The organism is Microbacterium natoriense (assembly GCF_030816295.1).
Lineage (GTDB): Bacteria > Actinomycetota > Actinomycetes > Actinomycetales > Microbacteriaceae > Microbacterium > Microbacterium natoriense_A.
Map to the genome: position 1 here is coordinate 4,059,544 of NZ_JAUSXV010000001.1, position 23,440 is coordinate 4,082,983.

The window sequence follows — 23,440 nt, forward strand, 5'->3', positions numbered from 1 at the left end:
TCGTTGAGCGAGCGCCGGTCGTTGAGCGAGCGAAGCGAGACGAAACGCAGAGACGAAACGCAGAGAGCTCTCAGTACGCGAGCAGCGGCAGCGGGATCCGCGACCGCGATGCCGTGTACGGCTCGGCGCCCTCGAACGTCGCCGTCACGAGGTGCAGACCCCGCGTCAGCCTCGGCAAGGCGATGGCGACCTTTCCGCGATCGGCGGCGGTGATGTCGACCGTCGCGACGACCTTGCCTCGGTCGAGTACTGTGACCGTACCCGCCGGAGCGCTGTCGTCGTCGGCTGACACCCGAACGGTGACGGTCGTGCTCCTGCCCGCCTTGACGAACACGTCGGACGCCGAGAGCCGCAGAGAGGTTCCGACAGGCTGCGCCTGGTCGTCCACGAGCACGGCCACCGAGCGGGCGGGAACCGAGACCGTGCCGGTCGCGGCATCCCACGTCGTCGTCTTCACGACGGCATCCGCCCCGTCGGCCTGAGCCGGCGTCAGCGCGAACGAGCGGCCGGCGAGTTCCGCCACGGTCTGCGAAGCCTGCGACGGCGAGGCGTTGAACACGACCAGCGCGCCGTCGAGCTCGGGATCGACGTCGGACCCCACGAGATCGTCGATCTGCATCACGATCACGCCCGGCGCGGCATCCGCTCCCCCGTTCGGGAACGTGACCTTCTGCTCGATGAGGTCGGCCGAGCCCAGACGCAGCAGGTCGACCTCGTCGCGCACGCGGAGCAGATCGAGAGCGGATGCCTCGGCCGTCGCCATGTCGGCGGCCGCCGGCTTGAGCGCCGGGTTCTCGAGCAGCGGTGCCATGAGCGGCCACTTCTCCTGGTTGTCGGCCGCGGTGGGCAGGCCCGAGCCGAAGGTCGACTCCTGACCGGTCCAGTCGATGCGGTTGAACCAGTCGCCGGAGTTGTAGCTGTTGCGGTCGAGCGACTTCGAGCGCAGCAGCTCGGTGCCGGCGTGCCAGAACGAGGGCGATTGCGACAGCGTTACGGTCGCGAGCTCGAGCGTGTTCATGCGCACCCGGTCGGCCATCGAGGTGCCGACCGGCAGCTTGAACACCGAGAGGTCGTACAGCGTCTCGTTGTCGTGCGCATCGACGTAGTTGATGACTTCGCCCGGTTCCTCGGCGTAGCCGGCGGCCGAGCCGCGATAGTCGATGTCCTCGCCGGCGGTGACCTGCCCATCGCTGGTGACGAACGTGAAGTCGCGCAGGTTGCCTGCGAGCCCCAGCTTCACGAGATCGGTCTCGTGGCCGAGGTCGGCCAGAGCCTGCTCGGTCGAGCCGTTGATCGGGTCGCCGTTCGGGTCGGTGCCGAGGCCGGTGCCGAAGCCCTGCCGGAACGTCGAGGTGCCGTCGACCGGGCTGCCCCCGTGCACGGCGTCGCGCAGCCGGTCGTTGAAGGTGCCGATGCCCGTGCCGCCGAGCTGCCCCTGCGTGGCCTGCTCGAACAGCGCGTTGTTCGCGACCTCGCCGAAGTTCCAGCCCTCGCCGTACAGGTAGATCTTCGACCCGTCGACGCCGTCGTCCTTCACCGTCAGCGCGTCGAGCGCGTCGCGGATCGCCTGCATGTTCGTCGTCGAGTGGTGCCCCATCAGGTCGAATCGGAACCCGTCGACCTTGTAGTCGCGCGCCCAGGTGACGATCGAGTCGACCATGAGCTTCTGCGCCGCGAGGTGCTCGGTGGCCACGTTCTGGCAACAGGTGGAGGTCTCCACCGCACCCGCCGCGTTCAGACGGTGGTAGTAGCCGGGAACGACCTGATCGAGCACCGAGGTGTCGGCCTCGCCCGACGCTGCGGTGTGGTTGAACACCTGGTCGAGCACGACCTGCAGTCCGATCTCGTGCAGCGAGCCGACCATCGAGCGGAACTCGCTGACCCGCGCTCCGCCGTTCGCGTCGACCGCGTACGAGCCCTCCGGCGTGGAGAAATGGTACGGGTCGTAGCCCCAGTTGAAACCGTCCTGATCGGCCATGGCCTGCACGCAGGCCTGCTGCTGATCGGATGCCGGACCGAACGACGCGAGGTCGCAGTCGGGGGTCGCCTGGGCAGCCCGGTCCTCTTCGATCGTGGCGAGATCGAACGAGGGGAGCAGGTGCACGGTGTTGATGCCGGCGTCCGCCAGTTCGCGCAGGTGATCCGTGCCCGCGCTCTTCTCGGTGAAGGCCAGGTAGGTGCCACGTTCCTCAGCGGGAACTGTCTCGTCGCCGATCGAGAAGTCGCGGATGTGCAGCTCGTAGATGGCCCGGTCGACCGACTTGTCGACCGAGGGCGACTTCGTCTTCTGCCATGCCTTGGGCTGCCACGCCTTGTCGTCGAGATCGATCGCGACCGAGCGCTCGGAGTTCAGCGTGAGGGCTGCCGAGTACGGATCGGTCACCTGATTGGTCTCGATCGTGCCGGTGCTCGGGACATAGACGACGACCTCCCAGAGGTACTCGTCGCCCTTGAGGCTCTTCTCGCCCTTGACCGTCCAGGAACCGGATGCCGCATCCCACGTCGCGTCATGACGCTGCGGGTCGCCGGTGGCGCCGGGGTTCCAGGTGAGCAGGGCGGCGCTCTGCGCGGTCGGCGCCCACAGGCGGAACGTCGGCTTCTTGCCGCTGAAAGTCACGCCCAGGTCGACCTCGTCCAGCGCAGTCGCGTAGAGATCGTCGAGCACTCCGGGGATCTGCACCGCGGTGAAGGCGGTGAGCGACCCGGCGGCGTCGCGCTGGGCGACGGCCAGCTGGCCGCGTACGAGGGCTGCGGCATCCGCGTCGTCGACCTTGAGGGCGAGGTAGCCCTTCAGCGCCGGGAAGCGGGCGAGCTGCGCCTCGGTCAGCCCGCCGTCGGTCACCGTGAGGGCGATCGGATCGGCTCCGGCGACCTCGCCGTCGACCACCGCGAGCGAAGCGTCCGCCGAGGAGTACAGCTGGTAGACCGCCTTGTCCGTCGCACCGAGGTTCGCAGGCCAGGCGATCGTCGTGGCGTCGATCCAGTGCGCGCGGGATTCTCCCGTGCCGGGGAGCGGCGGGTCGGTGCTCACGATCTCGAGCACGTGCGTCGCGAGCGTGTAGCGGAACGTCGTGACCTTGCCCTCGGTCGCGCTGAACGAGATGTTCGCTCCCCCGGGTGCGCCGTCGGCGCCGTAGTTCTCGGTCCAGCTGAGTCCGTGCGCGACCTTCAACTCGTACGCTCCGGTCGGCAGCTCGTCGGTGGCGAACTCGTACACGCCGTCACGATCGCCATCGGCCATGAGCGTGGTGAGGCAGTCGGGAGACCAGTCGGCCGCGCAGCCGAGCTCTGACTGCTCGGATCCAGGCAGGGTCACGATGGGTCCCTCGGCAGTCGACTGCATGATGTTCGTGCGCGGGTCGAAGTAGAACGTGATCGGGCCGCCCGCATGGTGGATGGCGATGTTCGAGCCGTCGGGCACGCCGTTCGCCCCGTAGTTGATGGCCCAGCTGCCGTTCACGGCCGCCTTGTACTCGTAGTCGCCGGCGGGGAGGTCGAAGGTTCCGCCCCACACACCGTCGGGGCGGAGCGCCAGCTTCGCCTTCTCGCACGCCGGGTCCCAATCCCCCGCGCAGCCGATCTCGGAGTCGAGGCTGCCGGCCACCGTGACCATGTCGATCGGCGACTCGGGCTCTTCGGGCGCCTCGAGGGTCACCGCGTTGCCGACGGAGGCGTAGGTCGATGCTGCGGAATGGTGGCCGGCGGCATCCGTCGTCACTGCGCGGTACTCGACCAGCGTGCCCTTCTTGAGTCCCGCGATGTCGTGGAACACGCGGGGGTCGGTGTCCTCCGCGGTGCCGAGCGCATGCCATTCGTCGTCGCCTGCGACGCGGTACGCGAAGCTCGTCTGCGTCCACTGGTCGGCGATGCTCGCCTGCACGGCCGACTGGCCGGTGACGCCGGCGCCTGCGGCGGGGACGCTCACGGTGACGGGGGCGGCCTCGGCCGGCGCGGTGACCGTCTTGTCGGCCTTCCAGACGACGGCCGAGAGTGCAGGCACCGTGATGCTGGTGGCGGCACCGGCATCCGTCGTCAGCGCTGCGCCGTCGCCGTAGATCACGCTGTAGCCGGCATCCGAGGTCAGGGTCTTCAGGTCGACGGTCTGCGGAGTCGTCGCGTTGTTGACCGCCACGAGGTACTCGACCTTGTCGGAGGCGTCGACCCGCGAGAAGGCGTAGACGCCGGCTCCGGATGCCGCGTACCGCTCGATCTGCGCGCCGTCGACGAGCGCGGGGTTCGCTTCGCGGAGGTCGGACAGGCCTGCGATGTGCTGGTACAGCTCACCGTCGGTGCCGTAGCGGTCGGCGGAGCCCGCCTGCTCGCCGGTGATGAGCTTCTGGTTCGCGTACTCGGCGACCTGCGTCGCGAACAGGGTCTGGCGGGCGTCTTTGTCGCCGCCGGGACCCGCGAAGCCCTGCTCATCGCCGTAGTACACCACCGGCTGACCGCGGGTGAGGAACATCAGATCATGCGCGAGCTCGTCGCGCTGCACCGCATTGTCGGTGTTCTGCAGGAAGGAGCCGACCCGGCCCATGTCGTGGTTGCCGAGGAAGGTCGGCAGTGCGGTCGCACTCGTGTCGGCGGTCGTGTACCGGTCGTCGCCCGCGAAGAGGCTCTGCAGTCCCCTGGCCGAGTTGCCGGAGGAGTAGCTCACGGCGGACGACTGGAACGTGAAGTCGAGAACGGAGTTCATGTCGGTGTCACGCACGTACGGGGCGAGCTTCACCGGGTCGGCGTCGTATACCTCGCCGAACATGAAGAAGTCGTCGTTGCCCTTCGCGTGGGCGTAGTCGAGCACCTCGGTCGTGAACTGCTCCCAGAACTCGAAGTTCACGTGCTTGACGGTGTCGATCCGGAAGCCGTCGATGCCGAGGTCGACCCACTGGTCGTAGACCTGCACGAAGCCGTTCACGACGGTCGGGCTCTCGGTCATGAGGTCGTCCAGGCCGCTGAAGTCGCCGTAGGTCACGGACTCCCCCGACCAGGTCGAGTCTCCACGGTTGTGATAGAGCGTGGGGTCGTTGAGCCAGGCCGGGGTCTTCGCCTCGGCATCCGTCACGATCGGCGTGTACGGGAAGCTCGTTGCCGCATCGAGCGTCGGGAAATCGCCGGTGCCCGCGTAGTCGGCAGGGTCGAAGGCGGTTCCGTTCGCGTCCTTGTACGGGCTTGTCGCCTGGTCGATGTAGTCGTACTTCTTCTGCGTGTAGTCGATGACGTCGGCGGTGTGGTTGGTGATGATGTCGAAGTAGACCTTGATGCCACGGGCGTGCGCATCGGCGATCAGCGCCTGCAGCTCCTCGTTCGTGCCAAGGTGCGGGTCGATGCGAGTGAAGTCGGTGACCCAGTAGCCGTGATACCCCGCGCTGGCGTCGGCCCCCTCGCCCTGCACCGGCTTGTTCGCGAAGCTCGGTGTCAACCAGATCGCGCTCGTGCCGAGGCCTTCGATGTAGTCGAGGTTGTCGCGGATGCCGGCGATGTCGCCGCCCTGGTAGAAGCCCTTGTCGACCGGGTCGAAGCCGGTCGTCAGGCGGTCGCCCTCGAGGCCACCCGTGTCGTTGGAGGTGTCGCCGTTCGCGAAGCGATCGGTCATCACGAAGTAGAACTGCTCGCCTGCTCCCGCCTGGCGCACGGGCGGCGCGATGAGCGCGTCGTCTTCGCTCGTGTAACCGCCGCGGAGATCCTCCACCGCGACGCCCACACGGTGAACGTTGTCGTCGTAGGTGAAGCGCAGCGTCGCGGGGCCGGCGATCGTGAGGGGGATGTTGTCGCCGCCGCCGTCGAGTCCGTAGGCCTCGTCCCAGCTGTCGTTCAGCGCCACTTTGTACTCGTAGGTGCCGGCCGGCACCTCGAAGGCCGCGCTGTAGATGCCGGCGGCGCCGGTCGGAGTGAGCTCGGTCGCGGCGCAATCGGGCGCCCAGTCGGCGGCGCAGCCCAGCTCGGACTGCAGGTCACCGACGAGGGCGGCCGTTCGGTCGGCGGCGGATGCCGGAGGCGCCGCCACGACCGCGAGACCTGCGGCGATGAGCGTGCTGATGGCGAGGAGGGCGGTACGGCGTGCGGCGGCTGTCGTCTTCGACACTTCTGCTCCCTGGAGGGTGGGAGGGCACGGCGGCGTGCCCGGATGCTGTGGTGCGAAGTTACCAGCTATCCGTCGAGGACTGCAAGCGCTTCCAGTAGTCTTTCCGGGCAGTCAGGCGAAGCAGAATGCCTGGATGTGCCGCAAGCGCAAGCGCTTTCAGTCGCGTGCGAGCACCGCGACGGCGCGCGCGAACTCCTCGCCGCTGGGCAGGGACTCCGGATTCATCAGCCACATGATGCCCAGGCTCTGCACGAGGGCGAAGTCGAGCTTTGCGACCGCCACGACCTCGTCTTCGCCGAGTTCCGGATGCGCGTCGCGCAACTGCTCGGCCACGCCGAGATACCCCTGCTCCGCAGCCTCCCCCAGCGCCTTCGCGCCGTCGGCGTCGCGCAGGACGCGGACCGTGTTCTCCAGGCTCGCGAGCAGCGCCTCGCGATTGCGCTCGAAGACTTCCGGCATGCGATCCCACAACCGCGCGAAGCCGTCGAGCAGCGGCAGCGCGGCCGTCTCGCCGACGATGGCCTCCATACCGTCGCCGATGCCGTCACCCACCGACTCCAGCAGGGCGGCGGTCACGAGCTCATCCTTCGAACCGAAGTGATAGCCGATCGCGGCGAGGCTGACCCCCGCTTCGGCGGCGATGTCGCGGGCTGTCACCTTGGCGACGCCCCGTTCGAGGATCGCGCGGCGAGCGCCCGCGAGCAGGTCTTCACGATTTCCCATGACATGAGAATAACCGATTTCAGACAAATGTATTAGACATGTGTCCCAAACCGTGTTAGACAGATGTTTGAGACATGTGTCTAACTTTTCGATCAAGGAGAATCCGATGAACGCCACCGCTCCCACCACCCACATCCTCGTCTCCGGTGCCGGCATCGCCGGACTCGCCCTGGCTCTGCAATTGGTGCGCGCTGGCATCCGCACCACCGTCGTCGAACGCGCCGACGGCCCGCGACCCGGCGGCCAGGCCGTCGATCTGCGCGGCGCCAGCCGCGAGGTCGCCGAGCGCATGGGCCTCCTGGAGAAGATCGAGCCCTACCGCGTCGACGAGAAGGGGCTCGCCTACGTCGACGCCCGCGGCCGCGTGTTCGGGCGCATGTCGATGGAGGACTTCGACGGCAAGGGCGCCGTGGCGGAGATCGAGATCGCCCGCGGAGATCTCAGCGAGGTGCTGCGCCGCGAGCTCGCGGCTGGCCCCTCCGGCCTGCTCGACCTGCGCTACGGCGACCGGATCACCTCGGTGATGCAGGATGCGAGCGGGGTCGACGTCGCGTTCGCGAGCGCGGCCACCGCCCGCTACGACATCGTCGTCGCCACCGACGGCGTGCACTCCTCTACGCGGCGACTCGTCTTCGGCCCCGAGGAGCAGTTCCGCACCTATCTCGGCGGATACGCCGCCTTCTTCACCCTGCCCACGCCGGCCGACGTCGAGGAGGGCTGGTTCTCGATGCGGTTCACGCCCGGGGCCACCTTCGGCATCCGTCCCGATCTCGACCCGAGGACGTCGAAGGCGATGCTGACGCTGCGCGTCGATCGGGACCCATCGCTGCGCGGCGACCTCGACGCGCAGAAGTCGTTGATCAGGCGGATGCTGGCGGGGGCCGGCTGGCACGCCGAGACGATCCTCGCGGCCATGGAGACCGCCGACGATTTCTACTTCGACGAGCTCATGCGCCTCGAGGTGCCGAACCCCGTGCGAGGGCGGGTGGCGCTGCTGGGTGATGCCGCATCGAGCGGCTCGCCGATGTCGGGCATGGGCACCGCCACCGCGCTGATCGGCGCCTACCTCCTCGCGGCGAGGATCGCCGACGGCGACCGTGACGCCCTGCCCGATGCGCTCGCCCGGTACGCCGAGCAGATCCGTCCGTTCGCCGCACAGGGAATGACGCTGATGGGAGGAGGCGTCGAGCGGATGGTGCCGGCCAGCAGGCTGCAGGCGGCGATCATGCGGGCGACTATGGGCGTCATGCTGTCGCGCCCGTTCCGCCCGATCGTGCGCCGGATGTTCGCCGCCTCGCAGCAGGATCTCCCGCTGCCGGAGTGAACGACGAGTTCGCCCCCCGTTCACCATCCGGACACGTTCGCCGACTACAACTGCTTCTGCGCGGACGAAGGCTTGGACCGGATCGGGTAGTCACGGCATCCGCGCTCTGCGGCCCTTCTTCACGGGCCCGCATACAAAGACCCCCGCCGAATCGGGTCGGCGGGGGTCTTCTCCTGCCCCGTCGCGCAGCGCCAGCGCCAGCGCCGGACATTCACGCTTGGGAAGGAAGGATCGCGGCGCAGCATCCGTCTGAAGTGCGGTTCGCCTTCCGAGGAGAGACCGGGGAGAGACCGGGGAGAGACGGAGGAGGGACGGAGGAGGACCGGGGAGAGACGGAGGAGGGGCGGATGCTCCGCTACAGGCGCTCCAGGACCAGGGCGTTCGCCATGCCGCCGCCCTCGCACATCGTCTGCAGGCCGTAGCGGCCGCCGGTCGCCTCCAGATGGCTCAGCAGCGTTCCGAGCAGGCGCGTGCCGGAGGAGCCGAGCGCATGACCGAGGGCGATCGCGCCGCCGCGCGGATTGAGCCGATCGGGATCCGCGTCGAGCTCTGCCGCCCAGGCGAGCGGCACCGAGGCGAAGGCCTCGTTCACCTCGTAGGCGTCGATGTCGTCGATCGAGAGCCCTGCACGCTCGAGCACCCGCCGCGTGGCCGGGATAGGCCCGGTGAGCATCATCAGCGGATCGTCGCCGACCACGTCGAAGGCGCGGAAGCGGGCGCGTGGCGTCAGCCCGAGCTGTTCCGCGCGCTCCGCGCTCATGAGCAGAGCGGCTGATGCGCCGTCGGTGAGGGGCGACGAGTTGCCCGGGGTGATGCTCCAGTCGAGGTCAGGGAACCGCGCGGCGAGGGCATCGGTGCGGAAGGATGCCGGCAGCCCCGCAAGCTTCTCGACGGTGGTGCCGTCGCGCACGGTCTCGTCGGTCGCGGCATCCGGCGCCTCGGGAACCGCGATCACGGTGCGGTCGAAGAAGCCGTCCTGCCACGCGCGGACGGCTCGCGCATGCGACTCGGCGGCGAAGGCATCGAGGTCGTCGCGTCCCAGTCCCCACTTCTGCGCGATGAGCTCGGCGCTCACGCCCTGGTTCACGAGCCCTTCCGGGTAGCGGTCGCGCAGACGCTGCGACATCGGCGATCCTCCTGTCGCCGACGATCCGAGTGGCACCCGGCTCATCGACTCGACTCCCCCGACGAGCACGACGTCGTTGTGCCCTGCCGCGATGCCGGCGGCCGCGAAGTGCACGGCCTGCTGGCTCGAGCCGCACTGCCGATCGATCGTCGTCGCGGGCACCGACTCGTCGAATCCGGCTGCCAGCACGGCCTGACGCGCGATGTTCATCGACTGGTCGCCGACCTGGCTCACGCAGCCGAGCATGACATCGTCGACTTGCGCGGATTCCAGGCCGTTGCGCTCGAGGACCGCCGCGAGCACTCCGGCGGCGAGATCCACCGGGTGGACGTCCGACAGCGCGCCTCCCGGCTTGCCTCGGCCCACCGGGGTGCGGACGACATCGATCAGGACGGCTTCGCTGCGCGTGCTCATACGTCCATTCTCGCCCCGGTTGCTCGGCTCCGCGCCGCGGCATCCGAATTAGAATCGACCGTGCGCCGCAACCCTGGCGCCGACCGTCTCGACGCGCCCGCGACCCGGGCCGTCCGTTCACCGAGGACCCACCATGTCCAGCGAACCCATCACCGTGTCCATCCGCCGCGAGGTCGACCCCGAGCGAATCGCCGAGGCGACCGCCTGGGTGCAGACCGGCGTGAACCTCGCGCACCGCTATCCCGGCTTCCTCGGCTCGGGCTGGGTGCGCGACGGCGAGGACTCGAACGTCTGGCACATGCTCTACCGCTTCGCAGACGAGAAGACGCTGCTCGCGTGGGAGCAATCAGGCGAGCGCGAGTGGTGGCGGGCGACGGGCGACGGCTTCGTGCGCAGCGAGCGGGCGCGGCGCCGCTCGGGCATAGAGGGCTGGTTCGACGAGCCCACCACCGACACCATCACGATCCCACGCGGCGACGGCACCACGACGACCATGTCGGTCGTGCGCACCCCGCCGCGCTGGAAGCAGGCGATCTCGATCTGGCTCGGCTTCTTCCCCCTCAACGTGGCCTTCACCTATGCGACCAGTCCGATCCCCGGCTGGAGCGAGCTGCCGATCTGGCTGCGGGTTCTCGGGACGACCGTCGTGCTCACCCCGATCATGACCTACTGGGTGCTGCCGTGGGTGACCCGCTCGCTGCGGAACTGGCTGGCGCGCTGAACCGCCCGCGGGTCAGAACTTCGCGACGGCGGCGCGCAGCGCGGTGTCGATCACGTCGATCCCCGTGACCGGCGGACCGGGCCGCCGCACCAGATACAGCGTGTTGATCGGCGGATCATCGGTCGGATGCAGCACGAAGAGGCGCCCGTCGGCGAGCTCATCGGCGATCAGATAGGTCGGCAACACGGTGACGCCCGCTCCTGCGACGGCCGCCGCGGCCACGGCGCGCAGATCGGCGATCACGAGGTCGGGCTCGCGTTCGAGACGCTCACCGAACACGTGGCGCCAGTATCGGCGCAGGATCGGCAGGTCACGCGCGTAGGCGAGCAGCGGATGCTCGAGGCGCGGGCGCTCGGCCGGGTCGATGCCGAGCGAGGGCGCGGCCACGAGCGCGAACTCCTCGTCGCACAGCGCGGATGCCGGCAGCGTCCTGCCGCGGGGACGAACGGCCGAGATCACGAGATCGAGGCTGCCGACACGCAGCTGCTCGAGCAGGTCGTCGGCGAGACCGGGTACGACGGTGAGCCGCAGCCCTGCGGCGATCGCCGGGCCCAGAGCCGGCATCGCGACGCGCTCGAGGAACTCAGCGGCCCCGCCGAGCCTCACCGGGGAGGCCGGGGCCGCCGCACCGGCGACGAGGGCCAGCTGGTCCATGGGACCGGCGAGCCGCGCGGCGAGATCGTCGGCCCGCGGCGTGGGGCGGATGCCGCGCGCGTGGCGTTCGAACAGCGGCTCGCCCATGTGCCGCTCCAGCGTCTGCAGTTGAGCGGTCACCGAGGACTGTGCCAGCCCGAGCATCCGCGCCGCCGCCGAGACCGAACCCGAGCGATGGGCCGCGAGAAAGGTACGCCACAGCGAGACATCGCGTAGCCCATCGATATTCCGATCGCTCATATCGGCAATCTATCGGAATCGTGAACCATCGGCGTCCGTTCTCCCTGAGACACCCTCACCGAACTGGAGCTCCGAAATGTCTCACGTCCTCTTCGTCGTCACCGCCGCCCGCACCTGGACGCTCTCCGACGGCACCGCACACCCCACCGGCTACTGGGCCGAGGAGCTGATCACCCCTTACGAGCAGCTCACCGCCGCCGGTCACGAGGTGTCGTTCGCGACGCCCGGCGGCATCGCTCCGGTCGCCGACGCCGGAAGCCTGCGCGACGGCGACGCCGAGGCGATCGCCGCGATCGATGAGCTCGCCTCCCCGCTCGTGCTCGCCGACGTCGACCCGGCGGCCTACGACGCGGTGTACTACCCGGGCGGACACGGCCCGATGCAGGATCTCGCGACGGATGCCGACTCGGCCGCCCTGATCGCCGCCACGATCGGCGGCGGCCGTCTGCTCGCCGCCGTCTGCCACGGCCTCGCCGCACTGCTTCCTGCGCGCGATGTCTCTGGGCAGCCGATCGTCGCCGGGCGCACGATCACCGGCTTCTCGGACGAGGAGGAGCGCATCGGCGGCCTCGCCGACCGCGCGCCGTTCCTACTCGAGTCCTCGCTGCGCGAGCTCGGGGCCGAGGTCGAGGTGGCAGAGCCGTGGAGCGACCACACCGTGGTCGACGGCCGGCTCATCACGGGACAGAACCCGCAGTCGTCGGCATCCGCTGCCGCAGCGCTGGTCGCCGCTCTCGGCTGAGGCCATCCGCTCCTCCGCACGCCGGAACCGACGCTCGCGTTCCGGTCGCGATTCGTGTCGCCCGCTCCGAGCGCAGGCGGCACGAGTCGCGACCGGAATGGCCTCAGCCGCAGGTCGCTGCGGGGTACCCGACCGTCAGCGTCTGTTCACGGGCCGTGACCGTCACCTCTCCCGCGGAGATGTCCGCCGAGCGTGTCGCGGCGGTCGCCGAGCGGCTGCCGTCGGCGACGATCGACGAGATCGTCTTCGTGCCGTAGACGGTCGCGATGTCGGCATCCGTCGCCTCCTCCCCCGAGTTCTGCACGGTCGTGACGAGCTGCACCTTGCCTGCCACGCACCGCGTGGTGATCGCCGCCGACACCTCGAGCGTGGTCTCGCCCACCGCCAGCACCGGGATCTTCAGATATGAGCCCGGGGTCGCGAAGGTGAGGCGCACGGCCGATGCGAGCACCGGCTCGAACACGACCGACGTGGGCTTTCCGTTCGCGCTCGGCACGACGTTCTGCGCGCCGGTCGCGTGCCAGGCGCCCTTCTCGTCCAGGTACTCGACGCTGATGCCCGCGATCACGCCTTCGATGTTGGTGAATCCGATGCGGTCGACCACGTGCGCCTGAGCGGGCTGCACAGTGAAGGTCGCCGACGGCCGCACCGTCGACGCCCAGGTAGACCACGCGGTCGCCGCACTGCCGTCGCAGGCGTTCGCGGCGGGCAGGGAAGCGTACTCGGTCTGGTGGAAGCTCGCAGACACGGTGGTTCCGGCGGCCGAGCAGATGTCCTGGCTGCTGTCGGCGCCCCAGATCTGCACTTCCGAGATCGACTGCCAGGTGCTCGTCGCCGTGGTCAGCTGCAAGCGGATGCCGTTCGTCTGCGGAAGGGTCGACAGATCGAAGGTCGCCACGGGAGCGGATGCTGCGGCATCCTGCGCCAGGTCGACCGACACATCGGCCGACACCCAGTCGCCTGCGGCATCGAGGTATTCGGCCGCGACCGTCGAGGGCCAGGTCGCGCCGGCTCCGTCCTTGTAGGTGTGCACCACGACCTGGTCGACATCCTGCGCGAACGGCCACGAGAACGACAGCCAGCTCGACTTCGGGTACGCGCCGCCGGCCACCCAGTCGTCCCAGCCTTTGCCCTTGACGCTGCCGTCGACCAGCGTGCCGCTGAGCTCCGGGCGGCTCGACACCGCGACCGCCGACCGCGCAGCGAGGTTCACGATGCCTTCCGTGGCCACCTCGATCGTGCGTGTGAACGCGCGACCTGCACCGAACCGGTCGTCACCCGACAGGGTTCCGGTGATCGTCTGGGTGCCGCGCTCGGCGAACGACGTCGCACTCCAGGTCACCGGCGTCGCCGCGGTCACACCGCCCGCGGCCACAGGCACGGTGGCCGGCAGCGCATCTGCGAAGTCCTCCCCCGGTGCGACGGTCTTCGGCAGCCCGTCGTCGACGACGCTCCAGATCTCCTCGCCTGCGCCCTTGTCGTCCCAGTAGGAGGCGTCCCATCCGCTCGCCCACCGCGTCGGATCCTCGACGGCCGGGTTGCGCATCTCGGCGCGGCCGTTCTCGCCGATCGTGATCGGGAGCCACACGTACGTCGAGTCGGCGGCGCCCGCATTCCAGCGGTCGCCCATGTAGACGAAGCGGCCGCCGCCGAGATCGAGCACGTTGGTCGACTGCGAGCCGAACGTGGTGCGGCGGGTGTCGCCGACCGACAGCAGGCCGTCCCCTCCCTCGGGGATCGAGCTGTACGAGACGTTCTCGTTCGCGTCGCCGCTCTCCACTCCGCGGATCCAGGATCCGAGGATGCTGTCAGCGGTGTAGTAGGTCTGCGGATTCGGGCCCCAACCGGTGGCTCCGGACGCGACGGCGTAGTACCTGCCGCCGTGCTGGAAGAGCGCAGGCGCCTCGAGCATGCCGCACTCCTTGACGATCTGGAAGTCCTCGCCGCGCACGGGCGCATCAGCGGAGCCGTCGGCGAACAGGTAGGGGTAGCGTCCGTCTTCCGAGAACTGGTGCGCGTTCGCCATATCGGTCGACGTGGTGTGCGTGACGTTGGTGTACGAGTCGTCGAGCTCGGCGACGTACAGCGAGCGGTTCTCCTCCGAGGAGTACACGATGTACGCGGTGCCGTCGCCATCCTGGAAGACCGTCATGTCCCGGGCCTGACCGGGAACGGCAGCGGATGTGCAGGCCTTGTAGTCGGTGCGGTTCGGCATCCGGTACACCCCGGTGAGTCGGAACGGACCCGTCGGGCTGTCGGACACGGCGACCCCGGCCATGGACCGCGCGTACATGCTGCCGCCCGGCGTCGTCTGCCCGTCGGAGTGCCACCACAGCACCCATTTGCCGGTGCTCTCGTTGTAGAGCGCTTTCGGGCGCTCGAAGATCGTCGTGAGGTCGGCGGCGTCGTTCGTGTCGAGATGGTAGGCCAGCTCGGCGATGCGGTCGGCCCGTGGCTGGCCGTCGTCGTCGACGGTGTCGTAGAGCGCGTCGAAGTAGTCGGATTCCAATTCGGATGCGGCGGAGACCGACCTCATCACGACGCCCTGGTCCTGCCAGTTGAGGGTGTCATAGGACTTGTAGGCGTGCACTCCGGGGCTGCCGTAGTAGCCGTTGCTGCGGTCTTCGCCGTACCAGTAGTACACCGTGCGCCCGTCTTCGGACCCGGTGACCACGTCGCCGCCGTCGACGCCGAGTTCCTGCGCCGACACGATCGCCCCGCCGTGCGCCTGGATGTGCGAACCGTTGTCGTCGAACCAGAAGGGGGCGAAATAGCCTGCCGCGGTCGCACCGGGATCCTGAATAGCGGGATACGCCGTGTACGTCGTCGGGTCGCCTGCAGGGACCTCGGCCTGCGCGGACGCCGCGGCCACCATGCTCAGTGCGACCGTGAGACAGGTCGCCGCGGCGACCGTCCTGATTCTCTTCATGCCACTCCCTCGTGATCGGAGCGTCGTCGCCCCGCATGTTGACGTCAACTGAGTTGACGTCAACACACATACAACCAGAAGGTTCGAGAGGCACGCAAGGAGACGACCCGTTCCCGAGGGAACAGGTCATCTCAGATCAGAGCGCCCGGATCCGCCAGTCGGCCGAGTGCTCGGCGCCGGGCTCGAGCACCACGAGATCGGTGCCGGAGTTGAAGGCGTCGGGCGGGCACGTCATCGGCTCGACCGCGAGGCCGATGCGGTGGATGTCGTCGAAGCCGGGGTTGTCGGCCGTGTGGATCTGCACCCACGGGCAGCGCTCATCCCAGGTCATCGCGACACCGGTGCCGGCATCCGTCACCAGGCGCACCTCGGCGATGCCGTCGGTGCGCGAGAGTCCGGTGAAGGCGTGATCGATGAACACGTCGCCGATCGGCCGCGACGTCTGGAAATCCCACTCCGGATGCGCGGCGACGGGTTCCACGGAGACCGGGCTCAGGCGGTCGGGCGTGACGGTGAGCACCGCGGATGCCGGGAGCAGCAGAGTCCACTCGTCGACCGGAGGGCCTTGGGTCCCTGAGCCTGTCGAGGGGCCGGCCACGAGATACGGGTGCGGGCCCGTGCCCCAGGGGGCGGCATCCGTCCCGAGATTGCGAGCGGTGACCGTCTGCTGCAGGCCGTTCTCGTCGAGCCGATACTCGGTCTCGACCTCGACCCGGAACGGGTAGCCCGTCTGCGGCTCGATGACGGCGACCAGCACGACACGGTCGTCTTCGATCACGCGGTGGGCGTACTCGGCCCACGACAGCAGCCCGTGCAGCGCCTGACCGCGCGCCGGCTCGGTGAGGGCGAGCTGATGCTCGACGCCGTCAAACTCGTAGCGTCCGTCGACGATGCGGTTGGGCCAGGGCGCGAGCGTGGTGCCCCGATAGCCCGGGCGCACCTCGTCTGCCGCGAAGGGCACGACCAGGTCGCGGCCCTCGTGGGTCAGCGAGCGCAGTGAAGCGCCGACGCTCGCGATGACCGCCTCGTAGCCGTGCGCCGCGATCCGCAGCTGACGGCCGGAACGGGGCGTCATCAGAGCCCCTGGGCCAGGCGGTAGTACGCCTGGTTCCAGCGGACCTGCTTCTGGAACTCGATGAGCGTCGTCTCCTCGTCGATCACGAGCAGCTCGACCTCGGCCATCTCGGCGAAGTCGCGGAACGCCTCGATGCCGAGGGCCGTCGACATCACGGTGTGGTGCGCGGCGCCCGCCGTCAGCCAGGCCGCGGCAGAGGTGTTGAAGTCGGGAGCCGGCTTCCAGACGGCACGGCCGACCGGGAGCTTCGGCAGCGAGGCTCGTGGCTCGACGTTCTCGACGACGTTCGCGGTGAGACGGAAGCGGTCGCGCATGTCGCTGAGCGCGACGACCACGGCGGGACCCGAGTCGGCCGTGAAGACCAGGCGCACCGGGTCATCCTTGCCGCCGATGCCGAGCGGGTGGATCTCGAGCGTGGGCTTCGCGGTCGTGAGCGAGGGCGAGACCTCGAGCATGTGCGCGCCGAGGATGAGCTCGTCACCAGGGGTCATGTCGTAGGTGTAGTCCTCCATGAGGCTCGCGCCACCGGGGAGCCCTGCGCCCATGACGTTCGCGATGCGCACGAGGATCGCGGTCTTCCAGTCGCCTTCGGCGCCGAAGCCGTAGCCCTCGGCCATCAGGCGCTGCACGGCGAGCCCCGGCAGCTGCTTGAGCGACCCGAGGTCCTCGAACGAGGTGGTGAAGGCGCCGAAGCCGCCCTCTTCGAGGAACGAGCGCAGGCCGATCTCGATCGCGGCGCCGTCGCGCAGCGACTGGTGCCGCTCGCCGCCCTTGCGGAGCTCCGGCACGACCTCATACAGCTCTTCGTATTCGGCGACGAGCGCGTCGACGTCCGACTCGGATGCGGCGGCGACGGCATCCGCCAGCTCGTTCACGCCCCACGTGTTCACCTGCACGCCGAAGCGCAGCTCGGCCTCGGTCTTGTCACCCTCGGTGACGGCGACGAAGCGCATGTTGTCGCCGAAGCGGGCGAGCTTCAGATCACGGCTCGCGGCGAGACCGGCCGCGGCGCGCTGCCAGATGCCGATCTCGCGCTGCACGCGCGGGTCGGACGCGTGGCCGACGATCGTCTTGCGCGGCACACCGAGGCGCGTCTGGATGTAGCCGAACTCGCGGTCGCCGTGCGCGGCCTGGTTCAGGTTCATGAAGTCGAAGTCGATGTCGGCCCACGGGAGCTCGACGTTCGCCTGCGTGTGCAGGTGGGCGAGCGGCTTCTGCAGGGCATCGAGACCCGCGATCCACATCTTCGCGGGGCTGAATGTGTGCATCCAGGCGACGAGTCCGATGACGTTCTCTGCCGCGTTCGCCTCGAGCGCCGTGCGCTTGATGGCGGCGGAGTCGGTGAGCACCGGCTTCCAGACGATCTTCACCGGCACGTCGCCCGCCTCGTCGAGCAGACGCGCGATCTCCTGCGACTGCTCGGCGACCTGCGCGAGCGTCTCGGGGCCGTACAGGTGCTGGCTGCCGGTGAGGAACCAGACCTCGTACTGGTCGAGGGAGGTGGTGAGCTTCGGCATGGTGCGTCCTTAGAGTGCGGTGGTGGCGGCGGCCTCGATGGCGAGGCCTGCGCGGTAACGGTCGAGGTAGGCGGTGAACCCGGCCACGTCGGCGGGGTCGGGATCGACGACGGAGACGGATGCGGTGGCGAACACGCTCTCGTCGAGATACGCGGCCAGCGGCTCTGCGTGACCGAGGTAGGAGGCGAGCACGGCGATGCCCCAGGCGCCGCCTTCGGAGGCGAGTTCGCCCACCGCGACGGGTGCGCCGAGCGCACCGGCGAGGAAGCGCTGGGCGACGCCGGCCGTGCGGAACATCCCGCCGTGCGCGAACATGCGGTCGAGTCCGACGCCTTCGGCGGTGAGGACCTGCATGCCCAGCGCGAGCGTGCCGAACACGCCGTAGAGCTGGGCGCGCATGAAGTTCGCGAGCGTGAAGGCGCTGTCGGGCGTGCGCACGAACAGCGGACGCCCCTCGTCGAGCCCGGCGATGGGCTCGCCCGCGAGGTGGTTGTAGGCGATCAGTCCGCCGGCATCCGCTTCTCCGGCGAGCGCCTCGCGGAAGAGGGCGTCGAAGGCGGCATCGTCGCTCACGGGGTTCCCCGCAGCGGCGGCGAACCGGGTGAACAGACCCGCCCAGGCCGCGAGCTCTGACGCGCCGTTGTTGCAGTGCACCATGGCGACCGCGTCGCCGGCGGGCGTGGTCACGAGGTCGAGTTCGTGGTGCACCTCGCCGAGCGGACGCTCGAGGACCACCATCGCGAAGATGCTGGTGCCGGCCGAGACGTTGCCGGTACGCGGCGCGACCGAGTTCGTCGCGACCATGCCCGTGCCGGCGTCGCCCTCGGGCGGGCACAGCGGAATGCCCGCCGGCGTCGCACCGGTGGGGTCGAGCAGCAGGGCGCCCTCGGCCGTCAGCGATCCGGCCGCCGCACCTGCGGGCAGCACGGCGGGGAACAGGGCGGTGAGCGGCGCGGGGAGGCGATCGGCGGCGAGCGCGTCGTACGCCTGCAGCATCCACTCGTCGTATCCGCCGGTCGTCGAGTCGATCGGGAACATCCCCGAGGCGTCGCCCACGCCGAGAATCCGCTCTCCCGTGAGCTTCCAGTGCACGTAGCCGGCGAGGGTGGTCACGAAGTCGAGCTGCGGCACGTGGGCCTCGGCGTCGACGACGGCCTGGTGCAGGTGCGCGATCGACCAGCGCAGGGGGATGTTCACACCGAACAGCTCGGTGAGCTCGGCGGATGCTGCGCCCGTGTTGGTGTTGCGCCAGGTGCGGAACGGCACGAGAAGCTCGCCTTCGGCGTCGAACGCGAGGTAGCCGTGCATCATCGCGGAGATGCCGATCGCGCCGAAGGTCGCAGGCCTCACGCCGTAGCGATCGTGGGCGTCGGCGACGAGATCGGCGAACGCCGACTGCAGGCCCGCCCACACCTCGTCGAGTCCGTAGGTCCACAGGCCCTCTTCGAGCTTGTTCTCCCACGAGAACGCGCCGGTGGCGAGCACCTCGGTGGCATCGGAGCCGATCAGGCAGGCCTTGATGCGGGTCGAGCCGAATTCGATGCCGAGGCTCGTGCGGCCGGCGACGATGTCTTCGCGGCCGCTCATCGGCGGGCGTCCGCGTTCTGGCCGTACACGTTCTGATACCGGTTGAAGAGGCTGTCGATCGCCTCCTGCGGGATCGGGATGAGCGGCCCCGCCTCGCGGGCGAGGTGCACGGTGCGTGCGACGTCCTCGACCATGACGGCGGCCTTCACCGCGTCTTTCGCGTCCACGCCGATCGTGAACGGTCCGTGGTTCTGCATGAGCACCGCACGGCTGCGGTGCCCACGCAGGGTCTCGACGATCCCGCGGCCGATCGAGTCGTCGCCGATGATGGCGAAGGGGCCGACCGGAATCGGTCCGCCGAACTCGTCCGCCATGGCGGTGATCACGCAGGGGATCTCCTCGCCGCGCGCAGCCCAGGCCACCGCGTAGTCGGAGTGGGTGTGCACGACGCCGCCGACCTCTGGCATGTTGCGGTACACGTAGGCGTGCGCCGCCGTGTCGCTCGACGGGCTGCGTTCGCTGCCGGCGGTGCCGGGGACGACGTTGCCATCGAGATCGCACAGGATCATGTTCGAGGCGTCGAGGTCGTCGTAGCTCACACCGGAAGGCTTGATCACGAACAGTTCAGCGCCGGGGACACGGCCGGAGACATTGCCGCCGGTCCAGACGATGAGGTTGTAGCGCACCAGTTCGCCGTGCAGGCGGGCGACGTCCTCCCGGACGGTCTGGATGGCTGCTTCGACCTCGGGGGTGAAGGCGGGGGCTTCGCTGCTCACGGGTACCTCTTCGGTGCTGTCGACGGTCACTGTGACCGGTCACAGAAGTGTGACACGGGGCGGGGCAAGGCGTCAAGGTCGACACGTCGCCGGCCTCGGCGACGCCGGTCACGCACGCGGCGGCGCGACGGATTCGCGCTCGACCAGTACGGGAGCGACCGGGGCGAGGTCGGATGCCGCGGAATCCGACTCGCCCACCAGCGCGGCGACAGCCCTGCGGGCCAGCTCGTCGAAGTCCTGACGCACCGTCGTCAGTTTCGGCCAGTAGTACGCGGCGTCCGGGATGTCGTCGAAGCCGACGACGCTGATGTCAGCGGGCACAGAGAGGCCGGCCTCGTGCAGCCCGCTCAGCAGCCCGAGCGCCATCTGGTCGTTCGCGGCGAACACCGCCGTGACGCCGGACTCGCGCACGGCCGCGGCGGCGGCGTACCCGGAGCCCGCCGACCAGTCCCCCACGATCACGGGTCCGCCCCGCAGTCCGCGAGAGGCGAGCTCTGCGGCGCATCCGTCCGCACGCGACTCGGCCTCGAGCCAGTCGGCGGGCCCCGCGAGGTGCGCGATCCGCGTGTGGCCGGCGTCGGCCAGCGCGGCGACCGCGAGCCGGGCGCCTGCGGCCTGGTCGACCGAGAGACCGCGCGATCCGCGGCCGGCCGAGTGCAGGGTGACCACGGGGACGTTCACGTGCAGGGCGTCGAGTGCGGCCAGGGTGCGCGCATGTGGCGCGACGACGACGATGCCCTCGACGCCCTGGGTGATCAGGTGGTCGACGGCCGCGACCACCGCGGCGGCGTCTCCGGCATCCGCGAAAGCCGCGCTGACCCAGTAGCCCGCCTCGCGGGCGGATGCCTCGATCGCGGCGATGCTGCGGGAGGGGCCGTACTGCAGCGCGTCGGAGGCGAGGATGCCGATGGTCCGCGAGCGACGCGTGCCCAGGGCGCGAGCCGCGTTGTTCATGCGGTAGCCGAGCTCGGCCATCGCGGCCAGCACGCGCTCCTTGGTGTCGGCCGCGACCTCGGGGTGATCGTTCAGCACCCGCGACACGGTCTGCCGCGAGACGCCGGCCAGCGCCGCGACATCGCGCACGCCGGCCGTGCGTCCGGGGGCGCTGCTGGACTCACTCACGCGGATGAGTGTACGGCGTCGGGCGCCCCGGCTCTCGCCGTCGTGCCAGGCTGGTGGCATGCGCATCGCTCTCACCGGTTCATCGGGCAAGCTCGGCCGCGTCGTCGCACGCGAGCTGCGGTCTCAGGGGTACGAGGTCATCGGGATGGACCTCGACGGCCCGCGCGGCGCGGGATTCGTACAGGTCGACCTGACCGACTACGGTCAGGTCGTCGACGCGTTCACCGCCGTCGGCGACCGCCACGACGGCATCGACGCGGTGGTGCATCTGGGGGCGATCCCCGCACCCGGCATCCGCAGCGACGTGGCGACCTTCCACAACAACATGCCCGCGACGTTCAACGTGTTCTGGGCGGCGGTGCGCCTCGGCATCCGTCGCATCGTGTACGCGTCCAGCGAGACGGTGCTCGGCCTTCCGTTCGACGCGCCTCCGCCCTACATCCCCGTCGACGAGGACTACCCCGCGCGCCCCGAGTCGGTGTACTCGCTCGTGAAGACGCTGGAGGAGCAGCTCGCCACCGAGCTCGTGCGCTGGCATCCCGATCTGTCGATCACGGCGCTGCGGTTCTCGAACGTCATGGATCCCGAGGACTACGCCGCCTTCCCCTCGTTCGATCACGACGCCCTCCAGCGCAAGTGGAACCTGTGGGGATACATCGATGCGCGCGACGGAGCGCAGGCGGTCCAGCGCGCGCTCGAGGTCGCCCCGCCCGGGTTCGACCGGTTCATCATCGCCGCGGCGGACACCGTGATGTCGCGCCCGAACGCCGAGCTGATCGCCGAAGTGTTCCCCGGCGTACCGGTCACCCGTGACATCGGCCCGAACGAGACGCTCCTGTCGATCGACAGGGCGCGGCGCGTACTCGGCTTCGAGCCGCAGCATTCCTGGCGCGACGAGGTCTGAGCCGGCCCGGCGCCTGACGATCGGATCGCGCACAGGGGTGACGCCGCTCTCGGCCGACCCGTGTCAGGAGGGCTCGAGAGCCAGTGCACCACGTGCGATGAGCGCTGTCCGATAGGCGTCGATCTTGCCGCCGATCACGGCGCGGCTTGCCATCAGCGCCTGGATCTGCTCATCGAGGGCGGCGGCGTGCGCCTCCATCAGTGCGATGCGTTCGGGCTCGTTCCCCTCGCCGGCGCGCACCAGGGCGGAGTACTTCGCCATCTCGGCGACAGGCATGCCCGACTCGCGAAGCCGGGCGATCAGGGTGAGCCAGCCGACCGTCTCGGGACCATAGGCGCGGCGCCCGCCGCTGGTCCGCGGTACGTCGCGCGGGAAGAGTCCGCGGGACTCGTACCAGCGGAGGGTGTGAACGCTGAGACCGGTGATGTCGGCGAGTTCGCCGATGCTGTAGACCTGATCGGCGTCGGGAGGCGTGTGGGTCATGCGTGCTCCTTGACTTCGAGTCGACTCTAGGTCATATGGTGACGAACATGACTACGAAGATCGACATGCTCGCCCGCCAACAGCCGATGACGTCGCCTTTCGGCTACCGATCGACCGCCGCAGAGGCCATCGCCGGCATCGAGCTCCAGGGGAAGACCGCGATCGTGACCGGCGGATACTCCGGGCTCGGCCTCGAGACGGTCAAGGCCCTGGCGGATGCCGGTGTACAGGTCATCGTTCCGGCCCGCCGCCCAGACGCGGCCAGCGCCGCCCTCTCCGATGTGTCGGGCGTGCGTGTGAGCGCGATGGACCTCGGCGACCTCGACTCGGTCGCGGCGTTCACCGAACGGGTGCGCGCCGATGCGACACCCATCGACCTCATGATCAACGTCGCCGGCATCATGGCATCCCCTTTCCAGCTCACCCCGCAGGGATGGGAGTCGCAGTTCGGCACGAACCATCTCGGGCACTTCGCGCTCGTCGGCGGCGTGGCCGACCTGCTGACGAGCGGTGCGCGCGTGATCGCGTACTCCTCGGGGGCGCATTTTCGATCCCCTGTGCTGTTCGACGATGTCAACTTCGCCGGGACCGCCTACGACCCGTGGGTGGCATACGGTCAGTCGAAGACGGCTGACGCGCTCTTCGCCGTCGGCCTGGATGCTCGGGCTGCGGGCCGAGGCATCCACGCCTACTCGGTGCACCCCGGCGGAATCCTCACCGACCTGCAGCGCCACATGCCGCGAGAGGAGCTGATCGAGCGCCGGTGGATGGATGCCGACGGCACACCCAACCCCCGGTTCAAGACCCCCGCGCAGGGCGCCTCGACCGGCCTGTGGGCCGCGACCGCACCCGAACTCGTGGACCGGGGCGGCGTGTATTGCGAGGACTGTTCCATCAAGGGCGTCGTCCCGGCCGACTTCACCGACATGACCGCCGGCGGAGTCAAGGAATGGGCGATCGATCCCGAGGCCGCCGATCGCCTGTGGGCGCTCTCGGTCGAGGCCACCGGCGTCGACCCCTTCCGCGCCTGACCGTCGAGCGACCGGGGATCGGCTGACGAGCGGGAGAGGGCGTCTGCACGCAG

General features: G+C 69.5%; 16 protein-coding genes. 5 read left to right on the forward strand and 11 right to left on the reverse strand.

Annotated features, from left to right (window positions below):
• Window positions 1–70: 70 nt before the first annotated feature.
• Complete coding sequence (gene pulA, locus QFZ53_RS19300) at window positions 71–6,079, reverse strand: pullulanase-type alpha-1,6-glucosidase (RefSeq protein WP_307299128.1); 6,009 nt, start codon at window positions 6,077–6,079, stop codon at window positions 71–73.
• 156 nt (window positions 6,080–6,235) lie between these two features.
• A complete protein-coding gene (locus QFZ53_RS19305) occupies window positions 6,236–6,802 on the reverse strand; it encodes a TetR/AcrR family transcriptional regulator (protein ID WP_307299130.1) in 567 nt (188 codons plus the stop codon).
• Between the two features lie 106 nt (window positions 6,803–6,908).
• On the opposite strand from QFZ53_RS19305, the gene QFZ53_RS19310 reads away from it, so the two are divergent.
• Complete coding sequence (locus QFZ53_RS19310; protein ID WP_307299133.1) at window positions 6,909–8,126, forward strand: FAD-dependent monooxygenase; 1,218 nt, start codon at window positions 6,909–6,911, stop codon at window positions 8,124–8,126.
• Between the two features lie 355 nt (window positions 8,127–8,481).
• Here QFZ53_RS19310 and QFZ53_RS19315 read toward each other — a convergent pair whose 3' ends face one another.
• Window positions 8,482–9,666 (reverse strand): thiolase family protein, encoded by a 1,185-nt coding sequence (locus QFZ53_RS19315; protein ID WP_307299135.1) that lies wholly within the window; start codon window positions 9,664–9,666, stop codon window positions 8,482–8,484.
• Between the two features lie 133 nt (window positions 9,667–9,799).
• Here QFZ53_RS19315 and QFZ53_RS19320 point away from each other — a divergent pair, with 133 nt between their 5' ends.
• Window positions 9,800–10,387 (forward strand): antibiotic biosynthesis monooxygenase, encoded by a 588-nt coding sequence (locus tag QFZ53_RS19320; RefSeq protein WP_292907749.1) that lies wholly within the window; start codon window positions 9,800–9,802, stop codon window positions 10,385–10,387.
• Window positions 10,388–10,399: 12 nt separating this feature from the next.
• On the opposite strand, the gene QFZ53_RS19325 is transcribed toward QFZ53_RS19320, so the two are convergent.
• Window positions 10,400–11,281: a LysR family transcriptional regulator gene (locus QFZ53_RS19325; protein WP_307299138.1), complete on the reverse strand. Its 882-nt coding sequence runs from the start codon at window positions 11,279–11,281 to the stop codon at window positions 10,400–10,402.
• Between the two features lie 76 nt (window positions 11,282–11,357).
• On the opposite strand from QFZ53_RS19325, the gene QFZ53_RS19330 reads away from it, so the two are divergent.
• Window positions 11,358–12,023: a type 1 glutamine amidotransferase domain-containing protein gene (locus QFZ53_RS19330; protein WP_307299141.1), complete on the forward strand. Its 666-nt coding sequence runs from the start codon at window positions 11,358–11,360 to the stop codon at window positions 12,021–12,023.
• Window positions 12,024–12,126: 103 nt separating this feature from the next.
• Here QFZ53_RS19330 and QFZ53_RS19335 read toward each other — a convergent pair whose 3' ends face one another.
• The 6 genes from QFZ53_RS19335 to QFZ53_RS19360 all read right to left on the reverse strand — a co-directional run bounded on the left by QFZ53_RS19335 (window position 12,127) and on the right by QFZ53_RS19360 (window position 20,969).
• Entirely contained in the window at window positions 12,127–14,952 is a 2,826-nt protein-coding gene (locus QFZ53_RS19335) for a glycoside hydrolase family 43 protein (RefSeq protein ID WP_307299143.1), read from the reverse strand.
• 136 nt (window positions 14,953–15,088) lie between these two features.
• On the reverse strand, window positions 15,089–16,027 hold the full coding sequence (locus QFZ53_RS19340) for an aldose 1-epimerase family protein (RefSeq protein ID WP_307299145.1): 939 nt from the start codon (window positions 16,025–16,027) through the stop codon (window positions 15,089–15,091).
• Window positions 16,027–17,544: an L-arabinose isomerase gene (gene araA / locus QFZ53_RS19345; RefSeq protein WP_307299148.1), complete on the reverse strand. Its 1,518-nt coding sequence runs from the start codon at window positions 17,542–17,544 to the stop codon at window positions 16,027–16,029. The genes QFZ53_RS19340 and araA overlap by 1 nt, the downstream gene beginning before the upstream one ends.
• A 9-nt stretch (window positions 17,545–17,553) precedes the next feature.
• Window positions 17,554–19,131 (reverse strand): xylulokinase, encoded by a 1,578-nt coding sequence (locus QFZ53_RS19350; protein ID WP_307299150.1) that lies wholly within the window; start codon window positions 19,129–19,131, stop codon window positions 17,554–17,556.
• A complete protein-coding gene (locus tag QFZ53_RS19355; RefSeq protein ID WP_292907764.1) occupies window positions 19,128–19,847 on the reverse strand; it encodes an L-ribulose-5-phosphate 4-epimerase in 720 nt (239 codons plus the stop codon). Before QFZ53_RS19355 ends, QFZ53_RS19350 begins: the two co-directional genes overlap by 4 nt.
• Before the next feature lie 108 nt (window positions 19,848–19,955).
• Window positions 19,956–20,969 (reverse strand): LacI family DNA-binding transcriptional regulator, encoded by a 1,014-nt coding sequence (locus QFZ53_RS19360; RefSeq protein WP_292907766.1) that lies wholly within the window; start codon window positions 20,967–20,969, stop codon window positions 19,956–19,958.
• Between the two features lie 58 nt (window positions 20,970–21,027).
• Between QFZ53_RS19360 and QFZ53_RS19365 the strand changes: the two genes are divergently transcribed.
• Complete coding sequence (locus tag QFZ53_RS19365; protein WP_307299156.1) at window positions 21,028–21,873, forward strand: NAD-dependent epimerase/dehydratase family protein; 846 nt, start codon at window positions 21,028–21,030, stop codon at window positions 21,871–21,873.
• Window positions 21,874–21,936: 63 nt separating this feature from the next.
• Here the strand turns inward: QFZ53_RS19365 and QFZ53_RS19370 are convergent, their stop codons facing one another.
• Window positions 21,937–22,356, reverse strand: coding sequence for a MerR family transcriptional regulator (locus tag QFZ53_RS19370; protein WP_307299159.1), 420 nt, complete (start codon window positions 22,354–22,356; stop codon window positions 21,937–21,939).
• A gap of 47 nt (window positions 22,357–22,403) precedes the next feature.
• On the opposite strand from QFZ53_RS19370, the gene QFZ53_RS19375 reads away from it, so the two are divergent.
• Complete coding sequence (locus tag QFZ53_RS19375; protein WP_307299161.1) at window positions 22,404–23,387, forward strand: oxidoreductase; 984 nt, start codon at window positions 22,404–22,406, stop codon at window positions 23,385–23,387.
• The last annotated feature ends 53 nt before the right edge of the window (window positions 23,388–23,440 follow it).